The sequence below is a fragment of the Cedecea neteri NBRC 105707 = ATCC 33855 genome, assembly GCF_001571265.1.
GTDB classification, from domain to species: Bacteria; Pseudomonadota; Gammaproteobacteria; order Enterobacterales; family Enterobacteriaceae; genus Cedecea; species Cedecea neteri.
On record NZ_BCTL01000007.1, the window covers coordinates 60,874 to 74,087 of the forward strand.

At 56.4% G+C, this 13,214-nt stretch carries 9 protein-coding genes and 1 riboswitch; of the genes, 2 read left to right on the forward strand and 7 right to left on the reverse strand.

All coding sequences use genetic code 11. From position 1 onward, the window contains the following. The first annotated feature begins 10 nt into the window (after positions 1 to 10). The gene (gene djlA / locus CNE01S_RS03740; RefSeq protein WP_061273573.1) at positions 11 to 823 is read left to right on the forward strand and encodes a co-chaperone DjlA; all 813 of its coding nucleotides are present in this window, start codon (positions 11 to 13) and stop codon (positions 821 to 823) included. A gap of 30 nt (positions 824 to 853) precedes the next feature. On the opposite strand, the gene rluA is transcribed toward djlA, so the two are convergent. The 3 genes from rluA to polB all read right to left on the reverse strand — a co-directional run bounded on the left by rluA (position 854) and on the right by polB (position 7,139). Beyond that, complete coding sequence (gene rluA / locus CNE01S_RS03745; RefSeq protein ID WP_061273575.1) at positions 854 to 1,513, reverse strand: bifunctional tRNA pseudouridine(32) synthase/23S rRNA pseudouridine(746) synthase RluA; 660 nt, start codon at positions 1,511 to 1,513, stop codon at positions 854 to 856. 136 nt (positions 1,514 to 1,649) lie between these two features. Next, positions 1,650 to 4,556 (reverse strand): RNA polymerase-associated protein RapA, encoded by a 2,907-nt coding sequence (rapA, locus tag CNE01S_RS03750; protein WP_061273577.1) that lies wholly within the window; start codon positions 4,554 to 4,556, stop codon positions 1,650 to 1,652. A gap of 222 nt (positions 4,557 to 4,778) precedes the next feature. Then, positions 4,779 to 7,139, reverse strand: a complete 2,361-nt coding sequence (polB, locus tag CNE01S_RS03755) for a DNA polymerase II (protein WP_061273579.1) — start codon at positions 7,137 to 7,139, stop codon at positions 4,779 to 4,781. Positions 7,140 to 7,337: 198 nt separating this feature from the next. On the opposite strand from polB, the gene CNE01S_RS03760 reads away from it, so the two are divergent. After that, positions 7,338 to 8,105, forward strand: a complete 768-nt coding sequence (locus CNE01S_RS03760; RefSeq protein ID WP_061273581.1) for a DedA family protein — start codon at positions 7,338 to 7,340, stop codon at positions 8,103 to 8,105. On the opposite strand, the gene thiQ is transcribed toward CNE01S_RS03760, so the two are convergent. The 4 genes from thiQ to sgrR all read right to left on the reverse strand — a co-directional run bounded on the left by thiQ (position 8,102) and on the right by sgrR (position 13,194). Further along, the gene (gene thiQ, locus CNE01S_RS03765) at positions 8,102 to 8,800 is read right to left on the reverse strand and encodes a thiamine ABC transporter ATP-binding protein ThiQ (protein ID WP_061273583.1); all 699 of its coding nucleotides are present in this window, start codon (positions 8,798 to 8,800) and stop codon (positions 8,102 to 8,104) included. The genes CNE01S_RS03760 and thiQ overlap by 4 nt on opposite strands. Beyond that, entirely contained in the window at positions 8,784 to 10,394 is a 1,611-nt protein-coding gene (gene thiP, locus CNE01S_RS03770; protein WP_061273585.1) for a thiamine/thiamine pyrophosphate ABC transporter permease ThiP, read from the reverse strand. Before thiP ends, thiQ begins: the two co-directional genes overlap by 17 nt. Then, positions 10,370 to 11,353 carry a thiamine ABC transporter substrate binding subunit gene (thiB, locus tag CNE01S_RS03775; RefSeq protein ID WP_061273587.1) on the reverse strand — a complete coding sequence of 328 codons (984 nt, stop codon included), beginning with the start codon at positions 11,351 to 11,353 and terminating at the stop codon, positions 10,370 to 10,372. The genes thiP and thiB overlap by 25 nt, the downstream gene beginning before the upstream one ends. A 31-nt stretch (positions 11,354 to 11,384) precedes the next feature. Beyond that, positions 11,385 to 11,486: riboswitch (TPP riboswitch) on the reverse strand. 49 nt (positions 11,487 to 11,535) lie between these two features. Continuing rightward, positions 11,536 to 13,194 carry an HTH-type transcriptional regulator SgrR gene (gene sgrR / locus CNE01S_RS03780; RefSeq protein ID WP_061273589.1) on the reverse strand — a complete coding sequence of 553 codons (1,659 nt, stop codon included), beginning with the start codon at positions 13,192 to 13,194 and terminating at the stop codon, positions 11,536 to 11,538. Positions 13,195 to 13,214: the final 20 nt, after the last annotated feature.

A 13,214-nucleotide genomic window follows, 5' to 3' on the forward strand; every position in this document is an offset into this window, starting at 1 on the left:
TGGGGAGTATATGCAGTATTGGGGAAAAGTACTCGGTGTTGCTTTGGGTTTAATCTCGGGCGGCGGCTTTTGGGGCGTGGTGATAGGTTTTCTTATCGGCCATATGTTTGATAAGGCCCGCAGCCGTCGTGGGGCCTGGTTTGCTAACCAACAGCAGCGTCAGGCGATCTTTTTTTCTACCACTTTTGAAGTGATGGGCCATCTCACCAAATCGAAAGGTCGGGTAACGGAAGCCGATATTCAAATTGCTTCTTTGCTAATGGACCGAATGCAGCTTCACGGTGAGGGCCGCGCCGCAGCCCAGCGTGCATTTCGAGTGGGTAAAGAAAATAACTATCCGCTCAGAGAGAAAATGGGCCAGATGCGAAGCGTCTGCTTTGGCCGCTCTGACTTAATTCGGATGTTTCTGGAAATACAGATCCAGGCCGCGTTTGCCGACGGTTCACTGCATCCGAATGAGCGTCAGGTGCTTTATGTTATAGCCGAAGAGCTGGGTATCTCTCGCGGCCAGTTCGACCAGTTCCTGCGCATGATGGAGGGCGGTCAGCAGTTTGGCGGCGGGCAGTATCAGCAATCTCAGGGCGGCTTCGCGCAGCAGCAAAGGGGGCCTACGCTGGAGGATGCCTGCAAGGTGCTTGGGGTAAAAAGCAGCGATGAGCCCACGGTTATTAAGCGTGCTTACCGCAAGTTAATGAGCGAACATCACCCAGATAAGCTGGTGGCAAAAGGCCTGCCGCCTGAAATGATGCAGATGGCGAAGCAAAAGGCCCAGGAGATTCAGGGCGCTTACGATCTGATTAAAACTGCAAAAGGATTTAAATAGAAAAAAGCCTCTCAAATGAGAGGCTTTTCTTTAGAAGTCCGCCGGAGCTTTAAAGGTCATTGGCGTGCCGTAGTTTGGGTGCGTGATGGTGAGCATCTCGGCATGGAGCTGAAGCCTTGGTGCCATTGCCAGCGCCTCCGGCGTGGCGTAGAAGCGATCACCGAGAATCGGATGCCCAAGCGCCAGCATGTGAACGCGGAGCTGGTGCGATCGCCCGGTAATCGGCTTCAGCTGAACGCGGGCGGTATTATCCGCCGCGTAGTCCAGCACCTGATACTCGGTCTGGGCAGATTTTCCCGTTTCATAACAGACCTTTTGCTTTGGCCGGTTAGGCCAGTCGCAAATCAGCGGTAAATCAACCAAACCTTCTTCCGGCAGCGGATGGCCCCAAACGCGAGCTACGTACTGCTTTTTAGGTTCGCGTTCGCGGAACTGACGCTTTAACTCCCGCTCTGCCGCCTTGGTCAACGCCACGACAATTACGCCGCTGGTTGCCATATCAAGCCGATGGACCGATTCCGCCAGCGGGAAGTCGCGCTGAATGCGCGTCATCACGCTGTCTTTGTGCTCCTCAAGTCGCCCCGGGACGGACAGCAGGCCGCTTGGCTTGTTAACCACCATGATGTGCTCATCCTGGTAAAGGATAACCAGCCAGGGATCGAGAGGCGGATTGTAAGGTTCCATCAGCATTTACTCTGCATCCTTCAAGCTGCAGCCGCGTTGGCTGCTCTCACTTATCCCAGGCACTTACTTTAGTAAGTGACTAGGAGTTCTCTCTTTTGTCGCCTTGCTGCAACTCGAATGATTTGAGTAAAGCGACGCATATTTACTGGTGCGTCACGACAATCAGGCGCAGCGCGTCGAGACGCCAGTTAGCCTGGCTCAGGGCTTCCATCACCTGCTGGCGATTGGTTTCAATAGCCGCAAGCTCGTCGTCACGAATGTTAGGGTTAACGGCCTTCAACGCTTCCAGACGGGACAGTTCCGCGCTGAGCTTCTCATCCGCTTCTTCACGTGCCGCGTCGATCAGCGCCTGTGCCGCATCGGCAACCTTCTCTTCCGCCACCTGCAGAATAGCGTGCACGTCGGACTGCACGGCGTTCACCAACTTGCTGCCGGTATGGCGGTTAACCGCGCTGAGCTGGCGGTTAAAGCTTTCAAACTCCACCTGAGCCGCGAGATTGGTGCCGTTTTTGTCCACCAGCATGCGCACCGGCGTCGGCGGCAGGAAGCGATTGAGCTGCAGCTGTTTAGGCGCTTTGGCCTCAACAACATAAACCAGCTCCAGCAGCAGCGTACCGACCGGCAGCGCCTTGTTCTTCAGAAGAGACAGGGCGCAACTGCCGGTATCGCCGGACAGGATCAAATCCAGACCGTTGCGGATGATTGGGTGTTCCCAGGTAACGAACTGTGCGTCTTCGCGAGACAACGCGACGTCACGTTCAAAGGTGATAGTACAGCCGTCTTCCTGCAGGCCCGGGAAATCCGGGACCAGCATATGGTCGGATGGAGTAATAACGACCATGTTGTCGCCGCGATCGTCCTGGTTAATGCCGACGATGTCGAACAAGTTCATCGCAAAGCTAACGAGGTTGGTGTCGTTATCCTGCTCTGAAATGGCTTCTGCCAGCGCCTGTGATTTTTCACCGCCGTTGGAGTGAATCTCCAGCAGGCGGTCACGGCCTTGCTCGAGCTGCTGCTTCAGGGCATCGTGCTGCTCGCGACACTGTTTGATCAGGGTGTCAAAGCCTTCGGTATTTTCCGGGGCAGCGAGATATTCGATCAGCTGCGGATAGACGCTGTCGTAAATCGTGCGGCCGGTCGGGCAGGTGTGTTCGAAAGCGTCGAGGCCCGAGTGGAACCAGTCCACCAGCACTGACTGAGCGGTTTTTTCCAGATACGGAACGTGGATCTGAATGTCGTGCGCCTGGCCAATACGGTCCAGACGACCAATACGCTGTTCCAGCAGGTCGGGGTTAAACGGCAGGTCAAACATCACCAACTGGCTGGCGAACTGGAAGTTACGGCCTTCGGAGCCAATTTCGGAACACAGCAGAACCTGAGCGCCGGTATCTTCTTCCGCAAACCAGGCAGCGGCGCGGTCGCGTTCGATGATGGACATGCCTTCATGGAAGACGGCGGCACGAATGCCTTCACGCTCACGCAGAACCTGCTCCAGCTGAAGCGCAGTCGCGGCCTTGGCGCAGATCACCAGCACTTTCTGCGAGCGGTGGCTGGTCAGGTAGCCCATCAGCCATTCAACACGCGGATCGAAGTTCCACCAGGTGCCGGTATCGCCTTCGAACTCCTGATAAATTTGCTCCGGATACAGCATGTCGCGGGCGCGATCCTCAACGGACTTACGCGCGGCCATGATGCCGGAAACTTTAATCGCCGTCTGATACTGCGTTGGCAGCGGCAGGCGAATAGTATGCAGTTCGCGTTTCGGGAAACCTTTCACGCCGTTACGGGTGTTACGGAACAGCACGCGGCTGGTGCCGTGCCTGTCCATCAACATGGAGACCAGCTCCTGGCGCGCGGCTTCGCTGCCATCGCGGTCGCTGTTGGCGGTTTGCAGCAGGGGCTCAATATCCTGCTCACCAATCAGTTCACCCATGGTATTCAGCTGCTCGTCTGTCAGGCGATCGCCCGCCAGCAGCAGGGCGACGGCATCGGCAACCGGACGATAGTTCTGCTGCTCTTCAACAAACATCGCGAAATCATGGAAGCGGTTTGGATCCAGCAGGCGCAGGCGCGCAAAGTGACTTTCCATACCCAGCTGTTCAGGCGTTGCCGTCAGCAGCAGGACGCCAGGAACATGTTCGGCAAGCTGTTCAATCGCCTGATATTCACGGCTTGGCGCATCTTCGCTCCACACCAGGTGGTGGGCTTCATCGACGACCAGAAGGTCCCATTCCGCTTCGCACAGGTTTTCCAGGCGTTGCTTGTTGCGGCGCACAAAGTCCAGCGAGCAAATGACAAGTTGCTCGGTATCAAATGGGTTGCTGCTGTCGTGCTGGGCTTCTGCGTAGCGCTCATCGTCAAACAGGGCGAAACGCAGGTTAAAGCGGCGCAGCATTTCGACCAGCCACTGATGCTGCAGGGTTTCTGGCACCACAATCAGCACGCGCTCGGCGCTACCGGCCAGCAACTGCTGGTGGATGATCATCCCGGCTTCAATGGTTTTGCCCAGGCCAACTTCATCCGCGAGCAATACGCGAGGCGCGTGGCGGCGGCCGACGTCGTGGGCGATGTTCAACTGATGTGGGATCAGGCTGGTGCGCATCCCGCGCAGTCCGCTCCAAATCTGGCGAGATTGTTCGCTCTGATATTTACGGGCGCGGAAACGCAGGGCAAAGCGGTCCATGCGGTCGATTTGCCCGGCAAACAGACGATCCTGCGGCTTGCTGAAGACCAGCTTGCTGTCGAGGAACACTTCACGCAGCAGAACGTCTTGTTCTTCGGTATCGAGACGAGTGCCGAAGTAGGCGAGTAACCCCTTTTCTTCCTTAACTTCATCAACTTTCAGCTGCCAGCCTTCATGGCTGGTAATCACATCGCCTGGGTTAAACATCACGCGGGTGATTGGGGAGTCATTTCTGGCGTACAGACGATTTTCACCCGTTGCCGGGAAGAGCAGGGTAACCATACGCGCATCCAGCGCCACCACGGTTCCCAGTCCCAGTTCGCTTTCGGTATCGCTGATCCAACGTTGACCAAGTGTAAAAGGCATAAGTTTTCGGCTCTATTTCAGTGACTTAAATTTGCAGGCAATAGCATGGCAACCGCGCACAGGCGTCGCAGTTGTTTAAAATTGGGTCTAAGGATTCGAAGAAAGGGCGCTATGGTACTGGATGGCAACGGATTCGTCACGCACTCGTCATGCTTCAAATTACGGCGGCGTGGGCTGCACTCTCTTAGCGCCTTACCGTAAGCTGAGTTATGTACAGTATTTTTAAAATAGCCCCATCTGCCCCGTCATCAGTGTAGCAAAGTCGTCCTCAAGGAAGGGCAAAATCCCCTCGGCGACGGGCTGTAGCTGGCGAGTAAGGTAGTGGTCATAATCCAGCGGAGACTGCTGATAATCAACCGGCTCCGGGCCGCTCATGGTCATGACATATTTTATTGTGCCGCGATTCTGATACTGCGCTGGTCTGCCCAGACGTTGGTTATGCTCATCGGCAAGCCTTGCCGCGCGGACGTGCGGCGGGACGTTCTTTTGATATTCGCTCAGCGGCCGGCGCAGCCGCTTACGATAGACCAGCTGTGCATCAAGCTCGCCCGCCATCAGGCTGGCAATCGTGTCCCGGATGTAGTCCTGATAGGGCTCGCCGCGGAAAATCCGCAGGTAGAGCGTTTGCTGGAACTGTTGGGCAAGAGGTGTCCAGTCGGTTCGCACCGTTTCAAGCCCTTTGAACACCATACGCTGTTCTTCACCTTCCTGAATCAGCCCTGCGTAGCGCTTTTTGCTGCCCTGGTCTGTGCCACGAATGGTGGGCATCAGGAAGCGGCAGAAGTGCGTTTCGTACTCAAGTTCAAGGGCACAGTCGAGATTCTGCGTGTTTTTCAGATGCTCTTGCCACCAGGTGTTGACGTACCCAACCAGCCGTTTGCCAATCTGTGCAGCGTCCTCTTCGCTATGGGCCTTTTTCAGCCAGACAAAGGTGGAGTCCGTATCGCCATAGATGACGTCATAGCCCTGGGACTCAATCAGTGCTTTTGTCTGGCGCATGATCTCGTGGCCACGCATGGTGATCGACGAGGCAAGACGCGGATCGAAAAAGCGGCAGGCGCTGGTGCCCAGTACGCCGTAAAAGGCATTCATGATGATCTTGAGTGCCTGAGAGAGCGGTTTGTTACCCTGGCGTTTTGCCTCATCCCGGCCGTGCCATATCTGGCTGACGATCTCCGGCAGGCAGTTTTTTTCACGGGAGAACCAGCCGCCAATAAACCCTTCAACGGAGTGTGTCACGTCTGGCTGGGCAGTCCCTTCGACGAGGCCGACGGGATCAATTAAGAAAGTGCGGATAATCGAGGGATACAGGCTTTTATAATCGAGCACCAGCACCGAGTCATAAAGCCCGGGACGCGAGTCCATCACGTAGCCGCCGGGGCTTGCCTGCGGTGGAACCTCGCCCATATTAGGCGCAACGTAGCCTGCACGATGCATGCGCGGGAAATAGAGGTGGCTGAACGCGGCTACCGAACCGCCGTGTTTATCCAGCGGGAGTCCGTTGACCGTCGCGCGCTCCAGCAGGAAGGGCATCAGCTCGGTCTTGTGGAAAATACGCGTGACCAGCTCGCAGTCTTTGAGGTTATAGGTGGCCAGCGCGGGCTTGTCCTCGGCAAAGCGGCGATCGATTTCATCCATCCTGTCCCAGGGATTATCAATCGACTTTCCTTCACCGAGAAGTTCGCGGGAGACAGTTTCCAGTGAAAACGAAGAGAAATTCCAGAACGCCGATTTTAGCGCTTCAATGCCGTCGATAATCACCCGGCCGGCAAGTTGGGCAAAGAAAACGCCCTGCTTGAAGCCGTGCTCGCGCCATTCTAAAAGGCTGTTACCCCGGCCCAGACGGAGCGGAACCTGGTAGCGCTCGGCCATCTTTTGCAGCACTCGCAGGTCAAACTGCACGACGTTCCAGCCGATCAGTATGTCGGGATCGTGCTCGGCAAACCAGCTGTTAAGCTTTTCCAGCAGCAAAGGGCGGCTGGCGACATATTCCAGCGTGAAATCCAGGCCGCTGGCATCGCCGTTTTCAGGCCCCAGCATATAGACATGGCGCTGCCCACAGCCCTCAAGGCCGATGCAGTACAGCTCGCCGTGTCGATTCGTTTCGATATCGAGAGAAACCCACTTTAGCGGTGGGCGATATTCTGGCGCGGGCTTCAGGCGGGTATTCAGCAGCACGTCCCCCTGAGGATCACCGCTAAACCAGACCGGGGCGGTAATAAAGCGTTCCATCAGGAAACGCTCTGGAGGGCGAATATCCGCTTCATAGACCGTCACGCCGCCGTCACGCAGCAGTTTCTCCAGCCTCATCAGCTGGCGGTGCTGCTGGCAATAAAGGCCGGCTACCGGCTGGCGATGGAAATCTTTAAGTTCCAGAGGTGTCAGGCGAAACTGGCTTTCACTGGCCAGCAGGCGCTGGGCCTGAGCTAACTGCTGTTGGGGAATAAAGGCAACGGACTCCTGGGGCGGCAGGCGCACCTTCTGTGGGCCATCATCCGTAGCCAGCCAGAAATCGACTTCGGTACCGCGTGGGGTGTCTCGCCAGTGCCTGGTCAGCAGAAACCCCTGACGAGCTTGAGACACGCTGCATTCTCTCTCAGGAAAAGTGTTTCGATTATAGCGCAAATAACCGCTATTTACTGCATTTATATACAGTATTGTTGGCCCGGCGTGCGAATTATCCGGAACTTTACCGTCTATTCTTTATTCATAGAAATGAGACCTTGACGCCTATCACATTAATTCTGGAGAATCGCCCGCTCGCTCATCGACGGAAAGCCTATGGAATCCTTACTGGAACACTTTATTACACAGTCAGTTGCATATTCGCTTATCGCGGTGATGCTGGTGGCCTTTCTCGAGTCGCTGGCGCTGGTGGGGCTTATTCTGCCGGGCACGGTGATGATGGCCGGGCTCGGCGCGCTGATCGGCAGCGGGCAGGTTAATTTCTATTATGCCTGGGGGGCCGGAATCGTCGGCTGTTTGCTGGGGGATTGGATCTCGTTCTGGCTTGGACAGCGCTTCAAAGGTCCGCTGCACCGCTGGTCATTTATGAAAAAGAACAAGGCGCTGCTGGATAAAACCGAGCACGCCCTGCATCAGCACAGCATGTTTACCATTCTTGTTGGACGCTTTGTTGGCCCTACGCGCCCGCTGGTGCCGATGGTTGCCGGGATGCTGGATTTACCGCTGGCGAAGTTTTTGCCGCCGAATATTATCGGCTGCCTGTTCTGGCCGCCGCTCTACTTTCTACCAGGGATCCTCGCCGGAGCGGCAATCGACATTCCCGCGGACATGAAAAGCGCCAGCTTCAAGTGGCTGCTTTTGGCGGTGGCTTTACTGCTTTGGCTGGCCGCGTGGCTGTGCTGGCGCTGGTACCGCAGCGGCAAACGTGGCACGGACCGCCTGACGCGTTATTTGCCGCGTTCTCGCCTGAACGGGCTGGCGCCGCTAATGTTGGTGGTGGGCGTGGGCAGCTTTGTTGCCCTGCTGCAGCATCCATTGATGCCGGTTTACTGGGATATTTTGTGGAAGGTGCTGTCGCACTAACTGCCGATCCCCAACAGCGCTGAGGCGCTTGCCTCGCCGCTGAGCAGCGTGCCGGTTTCGCCGTCCCATGCTATGCGCCCGTCTTTTACTACTATGCTGCGGCTGGCTATGCGGGCGGCATCTTCAATACTGTGGGACACCATCAGCAGCGTCATGTTCTGTTCCTGACAAAGCTCGTCGAGCAGCTGCAGCATCTCCTTACGTAGCGCAGGATCGAGCGCGGAGAAGGGTTCATCCAGCAGTAGAACAGGCTGCTGACGAACCAGGCACCGGGCCAGGGCAACACGCTGCCGCTGGCCGCCGGAAAGCTGAGACGGTAGGCGATCCAGCATCTCCGTCATCCCTACGCGTGCCGCTATCTCCAGCAGCCGCTGCTTCTGAGCCTCATTGAGCTTCATCCCAGGATGCATTCCCAGGGCGATATTCTGCCGAACCGTCAGATGGCTAAAAAGATTATTTTCCTGGAAGAGCATAGAAACCGGGCGGTCCGAAGGCGGTGTCCGGGTGTGATCCACTCCGTTGATGATGATGTTGCCATTAGCGGGTACCAGAAATCCGGCGACCAGGCTTAGCAACGTACTTTTTCCTGCGCCGCTCGGCCCCAGAATAGCGATTCTTTCACCCGCACTCATTTGCAGGGAAAAACGCATGGGTAAGTGCTGGTACAGCCAGGTTACATCAGTCAGAGTTAGCATCTCGCCCCGGAAGTTTTTCAATCAAAGTAAACAGCATAAAACAAAGCAGCAACAGGAGCAGCGCGGTGACAGCGCCGTCCTGGCTGCGGTAGGAACCGATTTGCTGGTACAGCCAGAAGGGCAGCGTCCGGAAATCTTCGTTACCGAATAGCGCCACCACGCCGAAATCGCCAATCGACAATACGCAGGCAAAGGCCAGCGCCTGAGCTATCGGGCGTTTAAGGGCTTTTAACTCAATGAACCTCAGTCGATTGAAGCCACGAATATCCAGCGACTGACAAAGCTGCGAGTAGCGCTCGGCGATGTCGCGCATTGGGTTTTCGAGCACTTTAAGGGCATAAGGAATCGCCATCAGCGCATTGGTAAAGATGACAATGCCATCGGCGGATTGCGGCAGGCCCACGGTATTGTTTAGCAATAAGAAGAAGCCAGTGGCGAGCACAATGCCTGGCATCGCCAGAATCAACATACCGCTAAGTTCAATGGCCTGCCCGGCGAAAATACGGTTGCGCAAACGAAGCTCGCGCGAGCTCCAAAGCAGCATCAGGGTTAGCGTCACGCTAATCAGCCCGGCTGCAACGGCAATGCGCAGCGAAGTCCCAAGCGCGTTCCACAGTGCGGGCTGTTGCAGTACGTTGCCCATGCTGCCGTTAATCCCGTCGACTATCACCGCCAGCAGCGGCGGGAGCAGAATTAGCAGGGCGAATAGAATGAGCAGGCCATCGCTAACTTTTCGGCGCAGAGAATCCTGCGGATCGCGCCAACCCTGAAGCTGGCTGACGCCGACGGGGATCGCCTTGCTTAACTTCTGGCTCAGTAACACCAGGCCCAGGCAGCACGCCATTTGCAGCAGGGCTAATAGCGCCGCTTTGGCCGGATCGTAGTCGTAGCTTAGTGCCTGGAAGATGGCCAGTTCGATGGTGGTGGCCTGTGGGCCGCCGCCCAGCGAAAGCACGGTAGCGAAGCTCGCGAAGCAAAGCATAAAAATCAGCGCGCCAACCGGGAGTATTTGTCGGCGCAACCAGGGCCATTCGACAAAACGAAAGAAATGCCAGCCCTGCATATTCAGTTGAGCGGCAAGCTGGCGCTGCTCGGTGGGAATGTTATCCAGCGCCTGAAGCAGCAGGCGGGTCGCCATCGGCATATTAAAGAAGACGTGCGCCAGCAGAATTCCCTGCAGGCCATAAGGGGAAAAGTGCCATTCAAAACCGAGCCAGCCGCTGAGCGTTGCCAGCCAGCCTTCTCGGCCATAAACGGAAAGAATGCCGAAGACGGCGACCAGCACCGGCAGAACCAGCGTCATGGCGCAAAGCCGCAGCAGCGCCAGTCGGCCAGGGAAGCGACGGCGGTAAAGCGCGCGGGCTAAAAATATTGCCGGGAAAACGGAAAGCGCGGCGGAAAGAAATGCCTGCCAGAAGGAGAAGCGCAGGACATGCCAAATATAGCCGTCCTGCAAAATGGCGAGGACATCCGTCTGCGGGGCATTAAGCCATAGCGCCAGAAAAGCCGCCAGGGCTACCGCCACGACCAGCGTCGCGGCAAATAGCCCTGGATACAGCCAGCCCGGTATTAGCGACTGACGGCGCGTTGCCATTCATTGATCCATGCTGCGCGCTGGGTGGCGACCTGCTGAGGCGTAAATTCCAGCGTGGTTTGCGGTTTCACCAGATTGTCGAAGCCAGCAGGTAACGCCACATTGGTCACCGGATACATCCAGTTGCCGGTGGCAATGGTGTTCTGGAAACCCGGCGTGGTGATGAACTTAATAAACTTCTCGGCAAGTTCTGGCTGCTTGCTGTTCGCCAGTCGGCCTGCCACTTCAACCTGCAGGTAATGCCCTTCGCTGAAGTCGGCCGCGGCGTAGTTGTCCTTCTTCTCTTCAATGATGTGGTAGGCCGGCGACGTGGTGTAGCTCAGTACCAGATCGGCTTCGCCTTTCAGGAACAGGCCGTAAGCTTCGCTCCAGCCTTTGGTTACGGTGACGGTTTTCTTCGCCAGCTTTTGCCAGGCTTCCGGAGTTTTATCGCCATAGACTTTTTGCATCCACAGCAGTAGGCCAAGCCCAGGCGTACTGGTGCGCGGATCTTCGTATATCACCTTCCATTTCTGGTCGCCTTCAACCAGCTCTTTCAGGCTCTTCGGCGGATTTTTTAGCTTGTTCTTGTCGTAAACGAAAGCGAAGTAGCCGTAGTCGTAAGGAACGAAGGTGCTGTTCTTCCAGCCGCCGGGCACCTGTAGCGCGCTGATTTCGACGTTAGAAGGCGCAAACAGTTTGGTTTGCGTGGCGGCCTCTACCAGGTTGTTGTCCAGTCCCAGCACGACGTCTGCTTTGCTGTTCTTGCCTTCCATGCGCACTCGGTTCAGCAGCGAAACACCATCTTCCAGCGCCACGAATTTCAGCTCGCAGTGACAGTCGGCTTCAAAGGTTTTTTTCACCGCCGGGCCAGGGCCCCAGTCGGCGGCAAACGAGTCGTAGGTGTAGACGGTTAATACGGGTTTGGCGAAAACGGGCGCGGCAACCAGCGCCAGCAGCGGCAGAAATTTTTTGAACACTTTGCACCTCAGTAAAAGGGGGCAAAGGAATTGAGTTGAGTGTCTCAAATCCCTTCGCCGGCGTTATCCGGATCAGGTTCGACGGGTATTATCTCAGCGCGGACAAACTGTCCTGGCACCCCGTTGAGCAGGGAGGATTCTACTGATTTCCTTTGGGTTACGGAAGCGATGTTACGAAAGCGTTATGGGCCCGGAGGCGCAAACCAGGCGGACTTGAAATCAAACCAGCCTAGCGTGTTCATCCGCACCCCGCGCATGCTGCGCTGCCCTTCAATTCGTAACCAGTGGTGAATCAACGGGATAACGTCATTTCGTTCCAGCATTTGCCTGCTCCATTCCGGCAGCGCCAGCGTTTTGCTGTGCCAGCGGCGGGCATCGCCCTGCCAGTCGATGGGGATGCACTTTTGAATCAGCGGGACTTCATAGAGCTGGGCGAACAGGGAGTATTCCAGTGGCATAGTGAAGTTTACGCTGTTCAGCCAGATATCGCTTTCGGCGTCGCCCTGATGCCACTCGTCATAATTGATTTCCTGAATAATCAGCTTCACGCCCTGCTCGGCCAGTAGCTCGGTCATTATGTTACTGATCACCCGGTGTTCTACGTGATCGCGGTAGTAGGTGAGGGTAATGCTCTCTAACCCGGTGGGTTTAGCCTGCAGCGGCCCGGGCCGAGAATGGTGCCAGCGCGGGAGTAAACCATAGGCCGGGAACCAGTATTGTTGATACTGCTCGGTCGCCCGGTAGATAAGGTTTACCGGGGACAGAATATGCCCAATCCATTGGCGCACGTTTTCATTGCAACCCAGGCTGGAGCGGCTATCGAACAGCAGGTAGTAGCAACCTTCTTCCGGGCGGCTTTCTACTGCTTTCTCGCTGTCCGGCATGCCCTGAAGCTGCACGCCGCAGCTCGACTCTTCACCCACTTCGGGCAATACCCAGAAGTTGACCTCGTCTATCAGCGCCCGGAAGCCAAAGTAATCATCAAAGGCGTGGATCTTCAGCTGGTTGTGGTTATTTCGCGCCACGGAGTAGGGGCCTGTGCCGACCGGCTGGCTGGCGAAATTTGTCATCGTCGTCCATTCCCGCGGCAGGATCATGGCGTTGACGCTACCCAGCAGCCAGGGCAACCAGTCATCCGGCTGACTAAGATGAATATCCAGCGTCCAGAGCGTCGGCGAGGTAATTTGCGTGAGATGGGCAAAAAGCGGCAGGGCGTTGATGCGCTGCAGGGAAGAGATGATATCCAGCATGTCCAGCTCACGGCCATGATGGAAATGGATGCCTGGGCGCAGGAAGAAACGCCAGCGTAAAGGAGAAATTTGCTGCCAGTGATGGGCAATATCCGCTTCGAGTTCCCCGTTTTCCTCATTTATGCGCGTCAGGCCGCTGAAAATCTGGCGGGCAATGTGGGTTTCGGAGCGACGCAGCGCCGAACCGGGCAGCAGATTTAGCAGCGGGCGATAGTAAAGGACACGCAGAATATGTCGGCCCTGGCGAAAGCTACGCCCAAGATGAGAAATGAGCATCTGGCGGACAGCGGCTTTGTCGCCGACGATTTGGACCAGTTGATCTATGCGATCCTGTTCCAGCAGATCTTCCGCACGCTGCTGCTGGAGCGCCAGCCCGGTATAAAGAAACGTGAGCTGGGAACGCTTTCCTCGCCCGGCCTCAGCCTGCCAGCTTAGCCAGCCTTTTTCCTGCATGGCGTTGAGTAATGTCCGCATATGGCGGCGGGAGCAGTTGAGCAACTCCGCTAAATCATTCAGCGTGGTTTCCTGAGGCTTGCCTTCGCAGCATTGCCACAGGCGGATGAACTGTTGTTGCAGACGAGATGAGGACATAAAAGAGGAACTCCCGGCGG